We start from the raw sequence: 23,032 nt of genomic DNA, 5'->3' as shown, positions 1-23,032 counted from the left end.
TTTTTTTGATTGTATTGTTGCTAACTTAAGTAGTAAAAGAAGCTATGATTTACTGAAAATTTCTTTGATTTTGGATTGAAGTTCTTCTCCCCTGAGATTTTTTGCTATGATTTTACCATCGGGCCCGATCAGCACATTGGTAGGAACTGACTGAACACCGTATAAAAGGGCAACTTCATTTTTCCAGCCTTTCAAATCTGAAACCTGACTCCAGAGAAGTCCGTCTTTTTGGATCGCTTTCTCCCAAGGGTCTTTTTTATCATCGAGCGAAATACCCAAAACATCAAACCCTTTCTTATGATAGGCTTTATAAGTCGAAACTACATTAGGATTTTCCGCACGGCACGGTCCGCACCAGCTTGCCCAAAAATCTATCAGAACATACCTTCCCCTGTAATCTGATAATTTTACCATCTTACCATTTACATCACTTTGAGCAAACTCGGGAGCGCTAACGCCAACTGCTGTTTTAGCGGCTATAACAATTGTTTCTTTTATTTTTTTTCCATAAAAAGATTTTTGAATCTGCGGAGACAAAACCCCATAGTATTTTTCTAATTTTTCAGGCATTCCAGAGGCAACAATATCAGATATAATCAGTGCTGCCGCCACTTTATCTTTATAGCGTATGATGTATTTGTCTGTTATTGCGTCTGCATAGGTTTTTAAATCTGCCAGTCTTTTATCTATCATTGCTTTTTGATCAGCAGTAAGCTGAACCTTTCCACCTTTGGACAAAGAATCAGAAGCCTTAAAAATTGGAGCTGCTATTTTCTGGATTTCCTTATATTCATTGTTGTAATACAATTTATAGATGGAATCCTGTTTTGCTCCGCTCAAAGTACCTTTCATAATAGAATCTTTTTTAGCCTTGAAAGTAACCTGTTCATTGGCTAAGAGAAAAAAAGTACCGTATTGCATACCTTTAAATTTAATGCTGCGCATCATTGGCTCATCCATAGTTCCTGTAAAAGAAAAATGTCCGTCTACAACCTTCGCAGAATCAATGACCTTCGCAGTATCCTCGACCGTTTCAAGATAGATCATTGCTGATTTGAGCCCTTTGATTTCTCCGGTAATTTTATATCCGTCCTTTTTTTCCGAACAGGCAGTAAATGCTGCAGCAAATCCCATTAAAAACAGGCTGTTTTTTAAAAAATTCTTTTTCATATGTTATTGTTTTAAATATTGTTTTGATATTTTAATATTGAATCAATATTTCTATTTTTTAAATTTTGAAATCCCCGATTGCAGCCACTTGTAATACTCTTCCTTGTCCGGTGTATAGGCAACAGGATCCACAAGGTTTTCCTCTTTATGATCCATAAGCACATAAAAAGGCTGAGAGTTTGCTTTGTATTTTAAGGTCTGCAGCTCACTCCATTTTTGCCCAATGTATTTGAGTTTTTTCCCCGGATGCAATTTAGATTCCACAACATCTCCCGGGTCAAGTTCTCTTTTATCATCAACATACAGAGAAATAAGTACAACATCATTTTTCAATACCGCAAGTACTTTGGGATCAGGCCATACATTCTGTTCCATCTTTCTGCAGTTTACGCAGGCCCATCCGGTAAAATCCAGCATAACAGGCTTCCCTACTTTCTTTGCGTAAGCAATCCCTTTATCATAATCATTAAATGCCAGAATATCATGTGGGGCAAGCAAGTGAGCACCTTCCGGGATATCTGCATGGCTGCTTCCTGTACTATTTTCTCCACTTGATTGTGAAGATCCGACACCATAGGGTGATTCGCTGTAGTCCTGAGGTGGCGGAAAGGCGCTAATTAAGTTAAGCGGTGCTCCCCAAAGCCCGGGAATCATATAAATCGTAAACGACAACACTACAAGTCCAAACCCTAATCTTCCCACTGAAATATGATTTAAAGGAGAATCATGTGGCAAAGTGATTTTACCAAATAAATAAAATGCCAGAGAGCCGAAAACAGCAATCCATATCGCTAAAAACACTTCCCTTTCCAATAAATGTGTCTGCAGAACCAAATCTGCCTGTGATAAGAATTTAAATGCCAAGGCGAGTTCTAAAAAACCTAAAACCACTTTTACTGTATTGAGCCAGCCCCCTGATTTGGGTAGTGAATTCAGCCAGCCCGGAAAAGCGGCAAACAAGGCAAATGGCAAAGCTATAGCCAGAGAAAAACCAAACATCCCGATAATTGGAGCCAATCCTCCTTTTGAGGCAGCCTGTACCAGCAGGGTTCCTACTATTGGGCCTGTACATGAAAAAGATACAATTGCCAGGGCCAAAGCCATAAAAAAGATCCCGATAAGCCCTCCTTTGTCCGCCTGCGAATCTACTTTATTAGCCCATGAGTTAGGCAACATGATTTCGAAAGCACCTAAGAAAGATACAGCAAAAATGATCAACAGGAAAAAGAAGATGATATTGAACCATACATTGGTTGCCAGTGCATTTAAGGCATCTGCGCCAAAAATTCCCGTTACGGCCGTTCCCAGTAATACATAGATAACAATAATAGAAATTCCATAAATAACGGCATTTCTGATCCCTTGTGCTTTTGTTTTGCTCTGCTTGGTAAAAAAGCTGACAGTCATTGGAATCATTGGAAATACACAAGGTGTAAGAAGCGCTGCAAATCCTGATAAAAAGGCAATAAAAAAGATACTCCAAAATCCTTTCTCGGGCTCAGTATCGTTTGCTTTAATTGAATTTTTACTGGCAACTTTAACCTCGGCTGTTTTTACCGTATCGTTTATAACTGTTTTTTGTGATTTACTTAGAGCTGAATCTGCATTTAAAATGGTATCTGCTCCTTGATCTGTACCCTTATCCGCATTCTTAACAGGAATTACTTCTTTAATGGGAGTGATTTTCATCCCCACGGGAACAGTAAAGATCAAATCTACTTCACTCGGAGGCAGGCAGCGTGTATTGTCACATACCATAAACTCAACCGAGCCGGATATTTCCTTTAGCTGCTCAGTGAGGACCACCTTTTGTTTGAAAATGGCTTTATCTTCAAAAAATTTAATTCTAATTCCAAAAATGGGATCATCTATAACGTGGCCTTTTCCTTCTTTGGTAGTGCCTGTGATTTTAATACCTTTTTTGGAATATTTAAATGATGTGGCCACAGGGCCATCTTCAGGTACAATCTGGGAATACAAATGCCAGCCTTTTTCAATTGTAGCGGTGGCTATGAGCTCAAGGCTGTTGTCCGATAACTTTTCCACTGAAGTTTTCCATTTCACCGGCTCAAAGATCTGGCTTTGAGCAAGATTCATGGTCAGCAAAGCCAATATGAATACTATTTTTTTCATTTTTTGAATACTAATTTTAAGCATAGTTTTAGTGTATAAAAACCATACTTATGTTTTTATAATTTGATATTTAGTAAGTTTAAGAAAAGCCCCGGATAACATTTAGCGTATGAATACTATTCTTTATCCTCAAGAGAAAAAGCGTAAACACTATTGATCCAGGTAAAGGATCAGCTTCTTGTTTAGTTAGTTTTTCAAAAAGAAGCTGTCTTTACTATTTGGTCAAACCAGAAAGGATTTTGTAATTTAAAATAGGGTTAAAATGAATTTTATTTTTTCATTTTTGGCCAAATCATACCCTGTCCAAATTCAATTGGAGAGCATTACTGCCAAAATAATTTCACGTTTAGTTTTTATCTAGTAACCAGGGTTCTGTTTGATTACACCGCCGCCTTGCTGAATGGAAGAATACGGAAAAGGCATGATGAATTTGTTGGGATTAGTCGCTGTTGCTTTTACATCTGAAACCTGAAAACCGGTCCCGAACCCATCGGCATAATCATAGCGTACTAAATCAAACCAGTCTTCACCATTCTCTGTGGCCAGCTCAATTCTTTTTTCCATCCTTACCAATTCCAGAAACTGAGCATAGGTTACTGTTGATGGATAAACTTCAAAACCATCTCCACCTGTAGCGGTAGCACCGGCTCGAACCCTAATGTCATTTACAGCTTTTAAAGCTTCACTTGACACGGCTTTTTTACTTCTGGCATCCGCCTCGGCGTAAATTAGATACATTTCTTCAATTCTTAAAATATATAAGGTTTCACGGCCTCCGGACATTTGTCTGAATTTCATATTCCCATTACCCAACCCTGCAATCAAAGGTGCTCCGGTTAAAATAAAGGGCACCCTTGTAGCATCGTAATTGATTTTCTGCCCATTGATATTAAAGGTATCCTCTGTGGCCTGTTTTGCGAATGTGTCAGAAAAATTCAGGAAATAACCATTCCAGTAAAAACCCAGTCCGATTAATTCATCGTTATCCGAGTACACATTAAAAAGAGAACTTACATTATCAAAAACTTCAGCTGACTGGTGATCAAACAACCCGGCGTAGGTTGGTAATAATTTATAATTAGCACCAGAATTATGAATCACATCATACGCTAAGGCCGCAGCCTGAGTGTAATCCCCCTCATAAAGCAGTACTTTGGCTTTGAGCGCTTTTGCAAAGGTCTTACTAACATAATACTTAGGCTTGGCGTCCGCAGCGCTGGCAATAGCGCTGTCAAGATCATCCATAATAGCAGCATAGGATTCTTTAACCGAACTTCTAGGGAGCACTTCTTTGCTCTTTGCCGGTTGTAATCTAATTACAATTCCGTACTCAGAGTTCATATCGTAGAAATACCCAAAAGTGCGCAATAAATTAAAATGCCCTAATGCACGGAGTGTTTTGGCCTCTGCAATAATTTCATTTCGCCTTGCCGGGATCGCAAAATCAGTGTCTTTTAAAGCTCCTACTTTTTCAATAACCCAATTGGCACGGTTGATTAAATTATACTGCGTAGAATAAACATCCAGTAATTGTGTACCGTCCGTCACCGGATTGTTTTTGGCATAACCCATATGCTCAGGATCGGCATTACCACTGGCAATAAAAAAAGAACCTTCATCCATACCGCTTAGCATGCTTGGCAAAACAGAATAATAAACATTTTTCTGCAATACACTATAGGTACCCGTTAAGGCAAGCTCCGCTGAAGATTCATTATAAATTGCCCCTTCAGCCGGCAGTGAATAAAGAGGTTCGTAATCATCCAGATTAGGCGCTAGGTCACAAGATGTCATTACTGTAATAAATAATGAGAATAATAATATTTTGGTTCTAATATAAATTTTCATAATTTTTTTTTTAGAATGTTACATTTATCGACGTAGTGAAAGTTTTAACAAGCGGATAAGAAAACCCCTCATCCCTGGTCAGATCAAAAACACCAGTTCCAGGTCTTACTTTACTTACCGCCTCAGGATCTAAGCCGCTGTATTTGGTAAATGTCAATAAATTATTCCCCATTACAGAAAAACGCAAACTTGAAAGGCCATACTTTTTAAGTCCCTGTGATGGTAAGTTATACCCCAAAGACAATGATTTAACCCTAATAAAAGAAGCATCTTCTACAAACGTGGACAAATAGCCGTTACCTCCTGCGTCAACCGGTGACCCTAAACGTCCGTATTTGGCACCTGTATTCTCAGGTGTCCAGGTATTATATGCTCCGGTTGTCGTAGTGTTACTATAAGGATCCTCATTAGTCAGGTATCGAGTCATCACATTACTGATCTCCCTGCTGTTTCCTTTAACAAATTGAAAGTTTAACCCCAGGTCAAAGTTTTTGTAACGGAAAGTATTGCTCCACCCTCCGTAATAATCCGGCACAATGCTTCCTAAAGGAACCCTGTCATCGGCAGTAATTTTACCATCTCCATTGACATCTTTTATGATATAATCCCCAGGCTGCTGAAGTGAAGCCCAATAACTCCCATCACTGGATTCGCTATTGAGTTTATCAATTTGAGCCTGTGATTGGGCAATTCCAATTACCTGATAACCTATCAAAACTCCTAAAGGCTGCCCCTGTACCAAACCACTTATATTACTGCCTCCGGAAAAATAAGACCCTCCATGTAAATTATCAACCTTGTTTTTTATAAATGAAATATTCAGGTCCGAAGTCCAGCTAAAATCTTTAGTGCGGATAATATTAGCCCCTAAACTTATTTCCCATCCTTTATTACTGACATCGGCAATATTGGAATTAAAGGTAGAAAAACCTGTTTCAGGCGGCAGTGGAGTATAGAGAATAATACCGCTGGTGTTTTTTTGAAAATACCCCACTTCTCCATAAATAGCATTGTTAAAAAGCCCAAACTCCATACCCAAATCAATTTGATTGGTCTGTTCCCATCTTATATCGGGATTAGGAATACCATTTACGGCAGTACCATTGATATCAACATATCTGTTTCCGGAAGTAAAATAAGCCAAATAAGAAAAAGAAGCTAAATTATCAGAACCTGTTCTTCCCACAGAGGCTTTTAGTTTTAACTTATCGACCACTTTATTTTGAAAAAACTTCTCGTTGTGAAGATTCCATGCAATGGCTCCCGATGGGAAAAAACCATATTGGTTATTAGGTCCGAACTTTGTAGAACCATCTCTTCTGGCAGTAAAAGTAGCCAGCCATAAATCCTTATAGTTGTAATTTACACGTACAAACTGAGAATTGAGCCCGCTCTCAATTGCATCACTACTGAACTTATTGACCCTGTTGGCATTTCCTATATTGGTCAGGATATAATCATCAGGAAATCCTAAATATTCCTGTGAATTTAATTCCTGCTTTGACCTGTCCCAGGAAACTCCCAATACTGCGTCAATATGATGAGATCCAAATGCTTTTATATAAGATAAAGTATTACTGAAAACCGTTGTATACCCGGTTGAAAACTGATTATATAAGCTTGCCTCTAATGTCCCGCCATTTAATACTCTGGAAATAGCATTAAATGAAGGAGAAAAATTATTGGTCTGACTTGAGGTTAACCCAACATTGACCTGGGATTTAAATTTTAAACCTTCAATAATTTTATACTCTCCGTAAACCGTTCCGTACATATTCTGACCCGTTCTTTTATTGCGATCCTGCCCTACTCCGCCTACAGGATTTCTGACATTTAATATACCATACAAGGGATATGAGGTATACGCACCCGACTGATCGTAAACACCAAGGTCAGGTCTAAATGTGGAGATACTCTCCATATTGGTAATTCCTGAAGTTTTATTAACCGTATAACTGTAGTTTATCGAAGCTCCAACTTTAAGTGAATTGGTTATATCTGAATCTATATTCATTGTCAGGTTATAAGCATTGTACTTGGATCCCAAAAATATTCCCTGCTGATCCGTAACATTACTCGAAACAAGAAAATTAGTATGCTCCGTGCCTCCGGTAAACCCTACCCTGTAATCGTACCACATTGCAGCAACATTGGTAGACTTACGCTGCCAATCTGTATTTTGTGTTCCAAAAAAAGAGGCAGGATCATTTACAATCTGATCATCCAAAGCTGTAGAGGAGCCATTTGCAATTCTTGCCGCGGCACCGGCACTTACAAAAGCTTTATACTGTGAAGCATTTAAAACATCGTAAGTCGCTATAGGGGTCTGAATAGTAGTATTGACAGAAGCGGTAAATTGAGGTTTAACATTTCTTTTGCCTCTTTTTGTGGTAATTAAAACCACTCCGTTTGCAGCCCTTGATCCATAAATAGCTGCAGCTGAGGCATCCTTAAGTACATCTACACGTTCTACATCATCAGGGTTGATTGCCAATAGTGGATTCTCTCTGTTACTGGCTAATGTTGAATTGCCAAAGAGCGGATTAATTACAATGGGAATACCATCAACAACATAAAGGGGCTGATTATCTCCCGTAATTGCGCTCATACCTCTAATGGTAACCATCGAACCGGCTCCCGGCCCTCCTCCTTGTCCCTGAACGTACACTCCTGACATTCTTCCTGCCAGGGCGTTGTCTATACTCTGGGTCTTAACCTGTTGTATTTCTTTGGCGCTTACCGATGCTATACTTCCGGTAAGATCTTTCCTTTTTGTCTGGCCATATCCCACAATTACAACCTCATTTAATTTACTGGTTTCTAATTTAAGCTGAATTTTATAAAAGGATTTCGCACTTGTTACTACCTCAGAATAGCACTCATGGCCCATGTAGGAAATAATTATATAATAACCTGTCTCGGCATCTAATGAAAAACTACCGTCATAATCCGTACTGGCCTGCCTTACTACATTTGCAAAAGTTCCGTCTGCATTAGGTTTATTTCTCGATATGACAACGTTCACACCAGGAATGGAAATCCCCGATTCATCCACAACCTGGCCTTTAATTTTAACCAATTGCGGTTTTACTGGGCTTTCATCAATAACAATAGTGCTTTCATCAGTAAATCTAAAATTAAAACGGCCTTTTCCCAAACTAAGGGCAAGGAGATCATTCGCTTTTATGACACCTTTTTTTACTTCAACTTTCGGATAACTATCAAAGAGATTTGCCTGATAAATAAAGACATAGTCAGTCTGACTCTTAATCAACTTAAATACCTGATCAACAGTAAGAGTTTGATTCGAATTAATAGTAATTTTTGCGTTCTGTGATAAAATTTTACCTGGGGTAAAACCAAAAACTGCAGAACATACTAAGAAGAGAAAGGTTCGCATAAGAATTTGAAAAAGTTTATTTCCATTAAAGAAACAAACATTAATAAATTTATTTTCCATAAATTTGGACGGTATTAATTGGTTAAATTATTTTGGCTAATTGTATTTGAGGGGATAGAGCCGAATATACTTTGGCGAGTGACAGCTTTATTCCCCTATTTTTTTAATAAAATAGTCTTGTTTTTTATTTCATAGGCATTAATAAAATGAGTGTTTTTAATTAAATCTAATATTTCCTTTAAATCCTTACTTTTTTTAATTTGTCCGTTAAACTTAATGGATTCGAGTTCTTTATTCTCAAAAACAATATTGACATCATACCACCTTGATAAAACGACCATAATTTCTTTTAATGTTTTATCGTCAAAACTAAACACTCCGTCTTTCCATCCTGTTTCATATTGTGTCTCTACCTTTTTTACGGTTATCAAATTGGTTTGCTTATTTAGTACTGACTGCTCTCCCGGAACCAGCTTTCTGCTTTCTTTAAATAAATGGTGCGCTATAGAACCTTCCACTAAGGTGGTATAAATGTCGTCCTCATCCTGATAGGCTTTGATATTAAACTGGGTACCCAAAACCTCAATCTGCTGTTCTCCTGTTACGACCTTAAACTTTGACCCCTTATGCAGCGTACTTGGAGAAACCTCAAAATAAGCCTCACCGTAAACCAGTTCTACATCCCTTGGATTTCCATCGACAAAATTTACAGGATACTTAATCTTGGATTCTGAATTCAGCCATACTTTGGTTCCATCGGAGAGCATAACAAAAAACTGGGCTCCCCTTGGAATAGTTAAGTAATTATAGGCCGTTTTTTTTGCGATATAATCCTGTTCATCATTATAATAGATTTCACTTCCCTTACTATGGGCATTGCTTTTATTAAATGTTTTTCCCTCTTCGAGCAGCACTACAGTCCCGTCTTCCAGGGTCAAGGCAGCCTTATTACTTCCTGCGGGAATAGAAACAATCTTTTGTTCGATCCTCTCTTTAGGGGTATTAGTAGTTGAGGTAGAAAAATAATACCCAATTCCAAACAAGCCAATAACGGCGGCGGCGGCATAACTCCAATACATTTTTCTTACCGGTACCTCTATTTTTGACTTTATAATCTTCCAGTCTTCCTTTGAATCAATCTGACTTTTTAAATAATTACGCTCAGCCGACTTTTCTTTATCAGTGAACTCTTTAAGTATATCCTGTTTCTCTTCAGGGGTAAAAAAATCTAAACGGTCTATCTCCGTCGGATTTTTCCCCTTTAGTAAAGAGGATGCGATTTGCCTGGAAGCACTGATGATTTTATCTATATTTAACATGAAATTAAAGATCTGTTTATTAGTAACACGATTAAACTTTACAATAGGGTAAAAAAAAGTTAATTTATTTTATTATTTTTTTTAATGAAGAAGAATTATTTTATCCCGAACATAAACTCTGTTAGAATTTAAAGCCAAATAGTTTGATAAATAAGAATAATAAATGATAGTTTTTCAAAAGAGGCCTTAATTTTTCATAGCCGATCTTCTTATAATACTTAACTGTATCTATAGAAACATTTAATTTCTCAGCAATTTCAACATTGGTGTGCTCACTAATGCTCAGCCTTAAAATTACAGCGCATTTTTTAGGTAATGTATCTATTGCTTTGTCTATATGAGAAGAAATTTCGGCAATAGCCACTTCTTTTAAAAATACCGAATCGTTATCCACTATTTCAACCTCTTTATCAGAAAGAGCATCAGTGATTTTTACACGTTTGCTTTTTAAATGATCCAAAGACTTATTTTTTACAGAGGTGTATAAAAAAGACCTGATAGTATTTTCACAGATATAGGGCACTTGTTTTTCCCAAACTTTTATAAATACATCCTGAACAATATCTTTAGATAAATCCAGGTCATGTACATACTCGTTAGAAAACAAGCATAAACTAACATAAAGCTTATCATATATTTGTTTGAATTCTTTTAAAGTCATTACTGTAAATTAAATATTTATCTGTGATTCTTACCAAATTTAAGTAAAAACAGCTAAAAACTTAACGTTAACATAAATTTAATAAAATTGTTTTTTTTTATCCCTTTTTTTTGAAAAAAATCAGGGATATACTTTTTTAATGTTGATTTAATAACATACATCACTTAATTCGCTTCATTTGATAATTCAGCAGTTTTGGCAAAAAGCTTTAAAATCCTACAATCTTATTTTAAAAACAGTAGTGTTGGTTATACAAAATTACAGTATAATAACGGTTAAAAAAGCAGTGCTGTCATAACACCAAAAAGCAATACTTAAGCATCTTTTTTTAAATAAAAACGAGCTGAAAAAACACTTTGTTATTATAATATTATTCATTCTTTTAACTATTGTTTTTAGGTTCATTTACAAAGAGTAAAACAAAAAGCTCAGCATACAGCTGAGCTTTTTGAAAATTATTTCACTTCTATTTCCTGGGGCTATAATTCTATTATGAGATATTTCTTTTGGCAATATTCACATATCCCAAAACGGCAGTAACTGCAAAACATATACTACTAAAGACAGTAACTGAGGAAACACCAAAAAGTAATGGGACTTTAGTGACTCCCGAAACCGATAATACGCAAAACGAATATGGAAAATAAATCGCTTCAGGCAGCTGAACAATCAGAACACCAATAATGGCCAAAAACACACCAAATCCCAGAGGAAAAATAAAGTTCTTGAACCTAAAACTCAACCAAAACTGGATTCCAATAATTCCCAGACAAGCTAGAAAAACATTGCCAAGGAGCTTTATATTCTTTAAATGTTCAGGTTGAAAATTTAAAAAAGCCAAATCGGAATGAATGAGTCCCAATAATAAACCCGATAATACAATGGCAGAATAATTAAGAATAAAAATAGTAAAGATGGCGAAAATGACAATAGTCAGTTTACCAAAATACACACTCCATTTAGGGACAGGCTGAGCAAATACATATTTCAATCCCAGTGATTTATGTTCAATTTGCATAATTAAACTTGCAATCAGCACAATAAACATTGGGATAAAAAAAGGAACGAAAGATTGAATCTGTGAAGTAATAAACTGCTCCCATGGGTTTACTCCTGCCAGAGGAGCTAATTTTTTATGCATAAAAAAGTATCCGGTAAAAAATAATACCGGGAAAAGTAATGCCGTGATAATTGTGAGCCAAAAAGCAGACGTATTTTTTAGTTTAATAAGTTCACTTTTTACACTTGATATATAAAATGATATTGCTGTCATAAGGTTTAGTTTTCTGTCAGTGATAAGAAGAGGTCTTCCAGATTATTTTTTATTGAAACTTGATAAATATTAATCTTCTGAGCCCTCAAAGCATCAATTACTTTTGTGATTTCTTCTTTATTTTCTACTTCAATTTGTAAAAAATTATCAAGCAAAGAAGCGTTTTCTTTTTTTAAATTTTCTAAAACTCTCATTGCCTCAATAAAATTATCAACTTCGATATCTATTACAATATTTTTTCCCTTAGATTCTTTTAAGGCCGCTACAGTGTCCTGATAAACCATTTTGCCATTTCTGATAATACCAACATGGGTACATGTTCTCTCTATCTCACTGAGTAAGTGACTGGAAATAAAAATTGTAGTCCCCAATTTTTTGTTTAAATCGATAATCAGGGCTCTCATTTCAATAATCCCTTTGGGATCCAGACCGTTTGTTGGCTCATCCAGAATAATAAGTTCCGGATTGCTTAACAGCGAAATAGCCAGCCCCAGACGTTGTTTCATTCCCAAAGAATATTCTTTTACTTTTTTCTTTCGGGCACCTGCCAGATTTACAATCTCTAAAACTTCATCAATTCTGGCAGGGGAGATATCCTGACGGTAATTTGCTGCAATCCTTAAATTATCTACAGCATTTAGATGCTCATACAGAGAAGGATTCTCTATCAAGGCTCCAACTTTACTTAAAATATCAGTCCTTGTTTTTTCATCATATTTTTGTCCAAAAAGAGCAACCGTTCCTGAATGCTTTTTTAAAAGTCCTAATATTAAACGAATCGTTGTGCTTTTTCCGGCACCATTTGGTCCTAAAAACCCATAAATACTGCCTTTAGGAACATTGATTTCCATATTTTCAATATCCTGATGTGTTTTGTTATAGGAGAAATTAAGGTTTTTTGTATCTATTATAAACTCGCTCATATACTTTCTGTGATTATTTAAATAATCTATAATTGTTTTTCCTTATTTTAAAAGGCTTAACAATGTGTATAGCTAAGCCTTTTTTTTAAAATATTCAATATTATTTCGCTGCTTTTTTCTTGTAATCTTCAAGATTTATTTTGTACTCTTTTAGAAGATCATCATTAAAGAAGCCTTTCATCTCAGGCTGTACTTTTACAAGTTCTATGGCTCCATCTATGGCTTGTTGCTCTGATGCCGCTGCCTCTTTATAATATCCGGCTCTCGCCTCTAGTAAAGCAACTACATGGTAGATGGCAGGACTGTCCTTTTTTAATTGTCTTCCAAAATCCACCGAATATTTTTTCATTTTAGGAGATAGGTCTTCTCTTTGCAGCATATAAATAGTCAAAGACTGTACCCCAACATTTCCTTTTAATACTTCATCTCCGTATGCGATGGCCTTGTCTTCGCCAAATTGATCTAACAATATTCTAAACTTATCAGTCATAAATACAAACTTAAAGTCAGGCATGTCGGCCATTGCTGCATCTACATAACCCAAAGCCTTTGTATAATCTTTTTCAGATTCTGCCTTGGCAATTAAAGATTTATGATCTTCCATCTTTTTTGTAAAGGCAAGTCCTTCAGCCTGCTGTTTATCAAATTCTGCCCTTGCCTTATCCACATCATACGAACCCTCTGCAATAGCTTTTAGAATATCATTTAAACCATCAGGGTGTCCAATCCAGGCGATTTTTCCTTTTTGAATCACAAAAGAGGACGGTATCCCTTCCACACCTGCTGCCTCAAGCCAGTTTTTGTTCATATCCTGTGCATTGTTATCCATAATGACATTATAAGTCATCCTTTTAAGCTCATTTTGCTTCTGAACAAAACGGGTAACTTTTGCAGTACTGGATTCATACGGTTTATCTCCCACTTTCTCCAGTACGTTACAGCCAATAAAAACGTGTGTTTTACTGTATTCTTCTGCCAATTTTGAAAGATGCGGCATCGCCATAATACATGGGCCGCACCAGGTTGCCCAAAACTCGACAACATAAATTTTATCCTCTTTGATCTCGGTAACAGGTTTTCCCTGAATCCATTTTGAATACTTAAGTTTAGGTGCCGGGTCCCCAATATTTAACTTAGCTGGCGCGGCAGATGCAGTACTTCCACTTTGTGCAAATACTTGTGTCGAAAATATTGACAATGCTGCCAAAGTCATAATTCCGAAATGTTTGATTCTCTTGTTCATGGTTATATTTGATTAATAATTATTTATTTCTTTTAACAGTATTTAATCCATGTTAAATAGCAACCTATTTAACCGTGATTTTAATCCTTTGCTTTTTAAAACAATTTTATAAAATCCTTAGTTGCAGATTCTTAAAAAGGCTTGATAGCAAAACAGTAAACCTGGAAGTCCATAAAATAGCATCAGTCTATTTTATTGCCTTTTTCTTGTACTCATCCACCTTATTTTGGTATTCTTTCATAACATCAGCATTAAAAAAGCCTTCCATATCAGGTTTTTCTTTCATTAAAATTTTAGCCTGATCAATTGCTTTTTGTTCAGATACTGCTGCCTCAGCATAATATCCTGCCCTATCCTCAAATGATGCTATGATATGAAATGCTTTTGGAAAATCCTGTTTCATGCTTCTTGCAACTTTCACTGCGTACTGGTTCATCTTGGCAGACATATCTTTTTTTTCATATAGGCAGGCTACAAAAACCTCTAAGCTTACACCTCCATTTTTTATTATTTGATCTCCATATTGCATTGCTCTTTCTTCACCATAATGATCCAGTAATACTCTAAATTCATCCTCTATATACATAAACTTAAACTCAGGTTGGGAAGCCTTCGCCTCATCTACATATTGCAATGCTTTTGCATAATCCTTTTCAGTCTCCGCTTTTGAAATTCGATCCTTATTTTCTTTTAGTTTCTGTTGAAATTTTACTCCGGGATCATTCTGCTCTGCATATTGTTTCTTTGATTTTTCTATGTCAAAAGAGCCATTTTCAATAGAAGCAAGAATATCACCCAAAAAATCAGGATGTCCCATCCAGGCAACCTTTCCTTTGTTTATCACAAAAGTTACAGGTATACCTTCAATGCCTGCTGCTACTAACCAATTTTTATCCATATCCTGCGCATTGTTATCCGCAATTACATTATAGGTTAGCCTTCCAAGTGCTTTTTGCTTTTGAACAAAACTGGTCACTTTTGGAAGTATGGACTCATAAGGTTTATTTCCTACTTTCTCCAATACATTACAGCCAATAAAAACATAGGCTTCACCATATTTTTTTGCCAATTCTGAAAGATGCGGCATGGCATGAATACATGGACCACACCAGCTTGCCCAAAATTCGACAACATAAGTTTTGTCATTTGTCATTTCACTAACAGGATTTCCCTGTATCCATTTAGAATAAGCAAGCTTAGGCGCATTGTCTCCAATAGCTAGTTTAACTTGTTCATTAGAGGCCGAATGACCTGTACTTACCGTATTTTGTGAAAAAGCTTTTGTGGTACACACACTAAGTATATATAAAGCTGTAAATCCAATTTTTTTGATAGTTTGGTTCATTATTTTACTGGTTGGTTTGTTATTATATTTGATAATAGTTATTAGAAAATTAATTTGGCAACATGATATAAACTCTTAAAAAAATCACATCTTAAATGGTTAACAAGCAGACTTATATAAATTAGCACCTTACTAAATGACGAGCTGTTAAAATTTTGTTTTTCATACACTCCTTAACAAAGAAGCTGTATTATATTTATCAATAATTGTAATTTTCTAAACATATCTTATAAAATTCAGGCACTTTTAATACTACTTACACGATTAATAATGATCGAAGGGTAAAAAAAATTGAAAAATTTATATTTTTTTTAAACTTGATTCCAATAATTTAACCTTTCTGTAAATTCTATTTCATGTAAAATGCTATTAATTCCACCAATACATTTTCACCAATAAGTCTGCCGGACTGCAATGGGTAAAATATCACTACTATATATTATGGTGCTTTTTTGGCATAATAAATAAAGGCCGGAGGAAAATTGAGCAGCTCGAACCCTAATTGAATTTCATCATAATGATCTTTAATCAAGCCATAATCATTTAAGGCATACTGAAACTGAATATAGAGTCCTCCAGGTTTTAAAATAGCATAACACGATTTTAAAATTTCCTTTTTAGTATGCTTGTCCATATTGGCAAGGGGAAGACTTGAAATGATAAAATCTACCGAATTTTGCGCATTGAAACTCGAAAGCCTAAGGGCTGATTCCATCATAGGGTTAAATCGTTTATCTTCTATTTTTGCTATTTCACGAAATAGATACGGGTTGATCTCAAAACTCATCAAACTTGAAAAGGAACTCATCTCATGAAGAATATGTCTTGTAATAACTCCCTGACCTGCCCCTAATTCAACTATTTTCAATCTCTGGCTAAAGTCAATATCCTGGGTCATTTTAGCGGCAAGAAACCTGGAACTTGGAGCAACTGACCCCGTCTGTTTTATATTTCTAAATGCTTCTCTAAAAAATGTTGACATTTTGCTTTCTATTATTTTCTTTTACAAATTTAGAGTCATTTATAATTGTTTTTTTTCTTTCTATACCAAGAGGGGAGAATACTAGACTAAAATATTTTTTAGATTGTTTTATCTATTAAAAGTCCTGTTTTGTATAAAAAACATCAAAAAAGTAATTAAAAATTCGAAATTTGAACTTTAAAAAGCCTAAATTGTAATAGATTATGAATGAGCCAGAGAAACATCAAATCCCTAAGGAAGAACCCTTGTTAAGGTTTATTGTGGATGACAGGTACAGTATATATCGAAGAGGTATCCTGTTCCTGTTTTTAATGCTGTTTCTTTTATTTGTAAGTTCAGGAATTGACAAAGGCCGGGAAAAAGATCTTTTGGGGTTCTATATTATAATGATGATCGCGCTTATAGGCCCGATCCTTGTGAACATGTTTGTTCTTATTCCAAAATTTCTTTTCAAGGGAAAATATCTTCGCTATTTCCTCTGGCTGATCCTAAATCTTATTGTTTTTTATATTATTCTGGCTGCTTATCTTCGGTTCTGGCTGCCCAAAAATGCTGAAGGGCCTAAAACGATCCCAATGGAAGCTTTGTGGGCGGGTGGCGTATTTTATATCATTATTTTAGTTATCCTCTGCAGCGCCTCTGCCGCTATTAAACTCTTTCAAAGATGGCTCAGGGATAAATACAGAATCGTTCAGCTTGAAAATAGTCTCTTGCAGACAGAACTGGATCTGCTCAAAACCAATATCAGTCCACATTCCCTATTTAATATGCTAAACAGCACTGAAGTGCTTATTCAGACTGATCCCCTCAAAGCAAGACAGATCGTGCAGAAACTATCAGAGTTTCTCCGGTATCAGTTATATGACAGCAATCGCGAAAAGGTGCTTTTGAGTGCTGATATACTCTTTTTGGACCATTTTCTTAGTTTAGAAAAAGTGCGCCGTGACTTTTTTGAATTTGAAATTAAACAAACCGGTACCCATCGGCAGGTAGAGGTATCTCCACTGCTATTTATCCCTTTTGTAGAAAATGCAGTTAAACATAACATTACATCCGGACCCGGGGCATTTGTGGAGCTGTCCTTTATTCTCAATGAGCAAGGACTGGTCTTTACCTGTAAGAATCCGGTTTCTGATTCAAAAAGTGCTGAGCATGGCGGTTTTGGACTGCCTAATTTAAAACGCCGCCTGGAACTTTTATACCCCGGCAGGCATGAGCTTCAAATGCAGGAAAAAAACGGAATATATTGTGCAACTTTAGTCCTTAGCTTATGAAATGTATTATTGTAGATGATGAACCACTAGCCCGAACCGGGATTCAACTATTACTCGAGGAGTATTCTGACTTGAAAGTGGTCGGAAGTTTCAATCAGGCGGCATCAGCTTTGGCCTTCCTGATGCTTAATCCTGTAGATCTTATTTTTTTAGATATCCGCATGCCCGGTATGAACGGTCTTGAGCTCGCACGTTCCATTGGAAAAAATACCATGATTATTTTTGTAACCGCTTTTTCTGAGTATGCACTGGATAGTTATCAGGTCGATGCTATTGACTATCTGGTAAAACCTATTCAGCCCGAACGCTTTCATCAGGCAGTGCGTAAAGCCTTGGATTATACAGTACTACTGGAGCAGGCAAACCAGAATACTTCTTTGGAATTTTCTTCAGATTATATCATGGTAAGAGCCGATCGCCAGTTCATTAAAATCAAACACAATGATATTTTCTATATTGAAGGACTAAAGGATTATGTTATATTATTTCTTAAAGACAGTAAAATAATTACCAACATGAATCTTAAGATGATTCACCATGAATTGCCCCAAAATCAATTTATAAGGGTCAGCAAATCCTATATCGTTAACAGCCTTTATGTGAATGTTTTTAATAACAACACTATTACAATACTAGATAAAGAAATCCCTATAGGCAATATATACAGGGAAGATTTCCTGGATCGGGTGGTCAGAAAAAAATAACATCAAAACAAAAGAATTACTAGAAGTTCTAATTCTGCATCTCTTACTAACAAATCAGGGATCAATATTATATATTTTAAAATATGATTTAATTATTGCAAGAACCTATTGAATGTATATAATTCCATTTTAATTGCGACTTACTAAAAGAGTATCTTTTTTGAATTTCTTTTTTATCCATTATGCCTTAATAATTACCTTTTCCTTACCGGCCAATTATCACACTTAATAAGAATCTTACCGCCAAGATCCCTGCTTTGCAATTCTTGGCTACCTCCTATTTCTTATACGGCTTAGTGAAACGGCAGTTATGCCTAAATAGGAAGCGATGTGATTTAAGGGTACACGCTTTGCTATTTTAGGCTGTTGGTGTAATATTTCCTGATATCGTTTCTCCGGATTGTCTTTGATACGTGAAATAAAAAGCTTCTGATAAAACAAAAACCATTGTATAGTAAGCTCCTCAATTCCAATTTTAATTTCAGCTGAATTCTCAATAATAAATTCAAAATCCTCTTTAGAGACAGTTCTGAGAGTACTGGGTTCAATACTTTCCAGGGCATACAAACTAGGCTGTCCTGTTTTGAAACTTTCTATGCATAATATAAAGTCTCCTTCAAAGAAAAACTGAAAGGATATGTCCTTACCGTCATTTTTAAACCAAAACCGTAAACATCCCTTTTCTACAAAATAAGCTTTCTTGCAAACCTCACCTTCTTCTAATAAAACTGTTTTTGCTTTAACAATTTCCTGTTTAAACAAACTGCCGAATCTATCCCAATTTCCTGACTTCTGTAATAGATTTAAGTCCATTTAAGTTTAAAATATAATTTATTGTATTAAAATACTCGAAAATGACATGTACACACGAAATGATTAAATTATTATTCCTGTAAAAATTATTCTGGATTCCTTGTGATATAAAATTACAAACAGCCTAAAGAATCTAACCTGAATTAAAATTCACCTGTGACTTTCACTAAAACTTATAAAAATCATTTTTTAAAACCTGGTTTGTCTAAAAAACAGCCGCTTTTGTATAATAAACAAAATAACGGTTCCTGTAAATGATAAATTTGATTTTTCAAATTCAAAACATAACCTGTAAAAGCTTCAAAATAAAAAAATAATACATGAAATACTTTCATTATTGCTGTCTTGGAATCATTTAAATTTTATGTACTCGGGAAAAATATAGTAAAATGCAACTTTTAGATAATCCAAGATTTTCTGGTCAAATGTATCATTTTTTAACCCGTAAATTATCACACTTACCTAAAGGTAACTCATTACTTTTAGGTAACTAAACTCTCAAATCAAACGCATGACAACTTTTAAAGAAGAAGAAAAAGACAGAACAGATAAAACACTTGACAAGTCACTGGTACTGCAATGCAAATCGCAGGTACTTCCCATTATGGACGCCCTGTACATAATCAGTGGTAAATGGAGAATTCCCATAACCATTGCACTTATGCAGGGAAACAAAAGATTTGGTGAAATTCAGAAAGAAGTTTCAAAAATAACCTCCAAGGTATTGGCTCACGAGCTCAAAGAAATGGAACTTAACGGATTTATTGAAAAGAAGATTCACAAAGATTATCCACTGAGAATTGAATATGAGCTGACTCATTACAGCTGGTCAGTAAAACCTGTAATTTTATCACTGCTGGATTTTGGAACAGAGCACCGCAAAAAAATACAGGAAGAAAGAGGGAGAAAATCTTTGGAATCAAAATAAAAAAAAACACCTTCCAAATTTGTTAGAAAAACATTAATGCCAATAGCATTTTTCAGGGTTAAAAGTTCTTAGAAATCAAATATCCTCTCAAGAATCACCATAGTTGTTTCAGGCTATGATACTTTGGGGGATTTAATTAATTTCTCTACAAGAATTTCTGTGGAAAGAGGCCTGAATTTCCTAAACAAACCTATGGAATTGAACATTTTTATTACACTTACTGCTATTTTTTCTAGCAATCGATCTGAACCTTTCCTTGCCAGAGGTCCTGGTCTGAAGATAACATACTGAAAAAAATCAAGCTCCCTGATCCTTTGCTCAAGCTGTCCCTTCATTCTGGAATAAAATAATCTATTTGCTAAAAAAACTATCCGATACAAGAAAAAGATTAAAGCTAAAAAATGTTACAATAGAAAGGGGCTGAATTCTTCAGCCCCTTTTATCTAATTTTTAAGCATTATTAGTAACCAGTAAATTTACTTCTATATTCCCACGGGTGGCATTGGAATAAGGACAAATCTGATGCGCTTTTTCTACCAATTCATGGGCCTGGTCTATAGTGACCTCCGGAATATTTACCTGCAGCTCTACTGCTAAGGCGAAACCTCCTTTATCATTTTGTCCGATTCCTACCTTTGCAGTTACGCTTGTTTCGCCTGTTTGAATTTTCCCTTGTTTTATAATCACACTCAGTGCGCTGTCAAAACAGGCTGAATAACCTGCTGCGAATAATTGTTCAGGATTGGTGTAATTATCATTGGCACCGCCTAGTGCCTTTGGCATTCTTACCTCTATATCTAATACTCCGTTATTGCTTTTTACATGGCCATTACGGCCTCCTTTTGCAGTTGCTTCTGCGGTATATAATATTTTCATTTCTTTTTTTATTTATCTATAAACTTCCTTTGTGATTATTTTACTTGTAAGACAGAGCGCTGATGACTGAAGGTTCCAAAACTAAACCTGCCATGATACTTCCCAAATCCTGAAGCTCCGACTCCGCCAAATGGTAGGAAGTGAGACCCTACATGAATCAGTGTGCTGTTTATTTCCGCATCCCCGCTGCTGGTGTTGGAAAGTACATTTTCCGCAAAAGCCTGGTCTTGAGAAAAGACATACAAAGCCAATGGTTTTGGACGGCTGTTAATTTCTTTAAGTACATCATTCACATCGGTATAACTTAAAATAGGCAGGATGGGCCCAAAAATTTCCTGCTGCATCACAGCATCACCCCAGGTCACATTATCTAAAAGTGTAGCTTCAAAAAATCTATTTTCTAAATCATACTTTCCTCCATAAATTAATTTATCTTTTGAAGACTCAATATAACCGGCAAGATTTTTAATTTGCTTTTGCGAAACTACCCTTCCAATTTTACCCAAAGATTCATTTTGATAATTATCTTCAAGGTAATCTTTCATTTTTTCGATAAAGGCTTCTTTCACTTCCTGGTGTACATATACATAATCCGGCGCCACACAGGTTTGTCCGCAATTGGCCCATTTACCGCGGGAAATTCTCTCAGCTGTTTTATCCAGATCCGCATCCAGATGCACAATAGTTGGAGATTTCCCTCCCAGCTCCAATGTTAAGGGGGTCAGATGTTTCGCTGCGGCTTCCATTACAATTCTGCCCACAGCAGCGCTTCCAGTAAAGAAAATATAATCAAAAGGCAGTCCGAGCAGTAAAATATTTTCTTCGGTACCGCCTTGTACCACTGCTGCATAATCAGTAGAGAATGCCTCACTTATAATGTTTTCTATAACGGCTGCTGTCGCAGGGGTATTTTCTGAAGGCTTTACAATAACTGTGTTTCCAGTCATCAAAGCGCCAATAAGCGGACTGAAAGTTAACTGGACAGGGTAATTAAAAGGCCCTATTATATAGATAACACCATAAGGCTGATGAGTCACTTTGCTACTTACCTTATCACCAGAAGGCAGTGATTTAGAGGGAACTTCCTGAGGTTTTGCCCATTGGTCCATATTCTCAATACAGTAATCAAGTTCTTCCACCACCAATTGCACCTCGGCATATTGAGCTTCTTTTCTGTTTTTTCCCAAATCCGTCCATAAGGCCTCACAAATAGCATCGGTATGGCTAATAAAAACTTCACGAAGACGCATCAGCTGTGCTTTACGAAAGGGCACTGATTGTGTTTTTTGTGTGGCAAAGAAATCTTTCTGACTTTGAAATATCTCTTCTATCTTTTTTGAATTCATCATTTATTTTTTTATCAATATCCTTTTAAATCTTATAAACTTTGACCTACAATTTACTTAGACGTGATATCATTTTATCGGCTACACTTTCTGAAGATCCCGGGTTTTGTCCTGTAATTAACAAACCATCTTCCACTACATGTATCCCCCAATCGGCCGTTTTGCTGTAATGCCCTCCTAATTTTTGTAATTCAGTTTCCAAAAGAAAAGGAACCACATCAGTTAATTTTACAGCATCTTCTTCTGTATTGGCAAAACCGGTAAAGTTCTTACCTTTTATAAAAGGATTTCCGTTTTCAAATTTTACATTCAAAAAGGCACCTGGAGCATGACAAACTGCTCCAACTAATTTGCCGCTGTTATAAAAATCTAAAATCAGCTTTGCCGAATTGCTGTCATTTGCTAAATCCCAAAGCGGACCATGGCCCCCGGGATAGAAAACCGCATCAAAATCTGTCGCTTTCATCTCAGAAAGCTTATGGGTGTTAGCAATAACTTCCTGGGCTTTTTCATCTTTATAATACCTTTGTGTCGCTCCGGTTTGGGCAGACTCTATCTCACTGTTTGGATCAATGGGCGCCTGGCCTCCTTTTGGTGTGGCTACTGTGATCTGGTAACCTTCGTCTAAAAATTTATAATACGGGGCGGCAAATTCTTCTACCCAAAAACCTGTTTTGTGTCCTGTATTTCCTAATTGATCGTGTGAGGTAACTACAAATAAAATTTTCATAATATTTTCTTTAAAAATGAATATTTGGTTTTTATTTTCAATTCCGCAAAATCCGCTGCGTAAA

18 protein-coding genes are annotated in these 23,032 nt (G+C 36.0%); 3 read left to right on the top strand and 15 right to left on the bottom strand.

The window, feature by feature from the left end; genetic code table 11:
- Window positions 1–42: 42 nt before the first annotated feature.
- The 11 genes from ACHRWY_RS03940 to ACHRWY_RS03890 form a co-directional block, all read right to left on the bottom strand.
- Entirely contained in the window at window positions 43–1,170 is a 1,128-nt protein-coding gene (locus ACHRWY_RS03940) for a redoxin domain-containing protein (RefSeq protein ID WP_395352723.1), read from the bottom strand.
- Window positions 1,171–1,221: 51 nt separating this feature from the next.
- Entirely contained in the window at window positions 1,222–3,303 is a 2,082-nt protein-coding gene (locus ACHRWY_RS03935; RefSeq protein WP_395352721.1) for a cytochrome c biogenesis protein CcdA, read from the bottom strand.
- Between the two features lie 357 nt (window positions 3,304–3,660).
- Window positions 3,661–5,151 (bottom strand): RagB/SusD family nutrient uptake outer membrane protein, encoded by a 1,491-nt coding sequence (locus ACHRWY_RS03930; protein WP_395352719.1) that lies wholly within the window; start codon window positions 5,149–5,151, stop codon window positions 3,661–3,663.
- 10 nt (window positions 5,152–5,161) lie between these two features.
- Window positions 5,162–8,551, bottom strand: coding sequence for a SusC/RagA family TonB-linked outer membrane protein (locus ACHRWY_RS03925; protein ID WP_395352716.1), 3,390 nt, complete (start codon window positions 8,549–8,551; stop codon window positions 5,162–5,164).
- A gap of 155 nt (window positions 8,552–8,706) precedes the next feature.
- Complete coding sequence (locus tag ACHRWY_RS03920) at window positions 8,707–9,870, bottom strand: FecR family protein (protein WP_395352714.1); 1,164 nt, start codon at window positions 9,868–9,870, stop codon at window positions 8,707–8,709.
- Between the two features lie 121 nt (window positions 9,871–9,991).
- Window positions 9,992–10,531: an RNA polymerase sigma-70 factor gene (locus ACHRWY_RS03915; RefSeq protein WP_395352712.1), complete on the bottom strand. Its 540-nt coding sequence runs from the start codon at window positions 10,529–10,531 to the stop codon at window positions 9,992–9,994.
- Between the two features lie 490 nt (window positions 10,532–11,021).
- Window positions 11,022–11,804, bottom strand: coding sequence for an ABC transporter permease (locus ACHRWY_RS03910; RefSeq protein WP_395352711.1), 783 nt, complete (start codon window positions 11,802–11,804; stop codon window positions 11,022–11,024).
- A 5-nt stretch (window positions 11,805–11,809) separates the two neighbouring features.
- Window positions 11,810–12,727, bottom strand: coding sequence for an ABC transporter ATP-binding protein (locus ACHRWY_RS03905; RefSeq protein ID WP_395352709.1), 918 nt, complete (start codon window positions 12,725–12,727; stop codon window positions 11,810–11,812).
- A gap of 100 nt (window positions 12,728–12,827) precedes the next feature.
- A complete protein-coding gene (locus ACHRWY_RS03900; protein WP_395352707.1) occupies window positions 12,828–13,970 on the bottom strand; it encodes a TlpA family protein disulfide reductase in 1,143 nt (380 codons plus the stop codon).
- A gap of 187 nt (window positions 13,971–14,157) precedes the next feature.
- Entirely contained in the window at window positions 14,158–15,315 is a 1,158-nt protein-coding gene (locus tag ACHRWY_RS03895) for a redoxin domain-containing protein (protein WP_395352705.1), read from the bottom strand.
- A gap of 439 nt (window positions 15,316–15,754) precedes the next feature.
- Window positions 15,755–16,297, bottom strand: a complete 543-nt coding sequence (locus tag ACHRWY_RS03890; RefSeq protein ID WP_395352704.1) for a class I SAM-dependent methyltransferase — start codon at window positions 16,295–16,297, stop codon at window positions 15,755–15,757.
- A 203-nt stretch (window positions 16,298–16,500) separates the two neighbouring features.
- Between ACHRWY_RS03890 and ACHRWY_RS03885 the strand changes: the two genes are divergently transcribed.
- Both ACHRWY_RS03885 and ACHRWY_RS03880 read left to right on the top strand, forming a co-directional pair.
- Window positions 16,501–17,571, top strand: coding sequence for a sensor histidine kinase (locus ACHRWY_RS03885; protein ID WP_395352702.1), 1,071 nt, complete (start codon window positions 16,501–16,503; stop codon window positions 17,569–17,571).
- Window positions 17,568–18,275, top strand: a complete 708-nt coding sequence (locus tag ACHRWY_RS03880) for a LytR/AlgR family response regulator transcription factor (protein WP_395352700.1) — start codon at window positions 17,568–17,570, stop codon at window positions 18,273–18,275. The genes ACHRWY_RS03885 and ACHRWY_RS03880 overlap by 4 nt, the downstream gene beginning before the upstream one ends.
- Before the next feature lie 270 nt (window positions 18,276–18,545).
- Here ACHRWY_RS03880 and ACHRWY_RS03875 read toward each other — a convergent pair whose 3' ends face one another.
- Window positions 18,546–19,088, bottom strand: coding sequence for a Crp/Fnr family transcriptional regulator (locus ACHRWY_RS03875; protein WP_395352698.1), 543 nt, complete (start codon window positions 19,086–19,088; stop codon window positions 18,546–18,548).
- 511 nt (window positions 19,089–19,599) lie between these two features.
- Here ACHRWY_RS03875 and ACHRWY_RS03870 point away from each other — a divergent pair.
- Window positions 19,600–20,016 (top strand): winged helix-turn-helix transcriptional regulator, encoded by a 417-nt coding sequence (locus tag ACHRWY_RS03870; RefSeq protein ID WP_395352696.1) that lies wholly within the window; start codon window positions 19,600–19,602, stop codon window positions 20,014–20,016.
- A 450-nt stretch (window positions 20,017–20,466) separates the two neighbouring features.
- Here the strand turns inward: ACHRWY_RS03870 and ACHRWY_RS03865 are convergent, their stop codons facing one another.
- From ACHRWY_RS03865 to ACHRWY_RS03855, 3 genes are read right to left on the bottom strand one after another with little or no spacing between them, the layout of a single operon-like run.
- Window positions 20,467–20,892 (bottom strand): organic hydroperoxide resistance protein, encoded by a 426-nt coding sequence (locus ACHRWY_RS03865; RefSeq protein ID WP_395352693.1) that lies wholly within the window; start codon window positions 20,890–20,892, stop codon window positions 20,467–20,469.
- Between the two features lie 35 nt (window positions 20,893–20,927).
- Window positions 20,928–22,241: an NAD(P)-dependent benzaldehyde dehydrogenase MdlD gene (mdlD, locus tag ACHRWY_RS03860; protein ID WP_395352691.1), complete on the bottom strand. Its 1,314-nt coding sequence runs from the start codon at window positions 22,239–22,241 to the stop codon at window positions 20,928–20,930.
- Between the two features lie 43 nt (window positions 22,242–22,284).
- On the bottom strand, window positions 22,285–22,968 hold the full coding sequence (locus tag ACHRWY_RS03855; RefSeq protein WP_395352689.1) for a type 1 glutamine amidotransferase domain-containing protein: 684 nt from the start codon (window positions 22,966–22,968) through the stop codon (window positions 22,285–22,287).
- Window positions 22,969–23,032 lie beyond the last annotated feature (64 nt).

It is taken from the genome of Flavobacterium sp. FlaQc-48 (assembly GCF_044007335.1).
Classification (GTDB): Bacteria; Bacteroidota; Bacteroidia; order Flavobacteriales; family Flavobacteriaceae; genus Flavobacterium.
The sequence above is the reverse complement of the archived record's forward strand: the minus strand, read 5'-3'. Positions and strand labels throughout refer to the sequence as shown.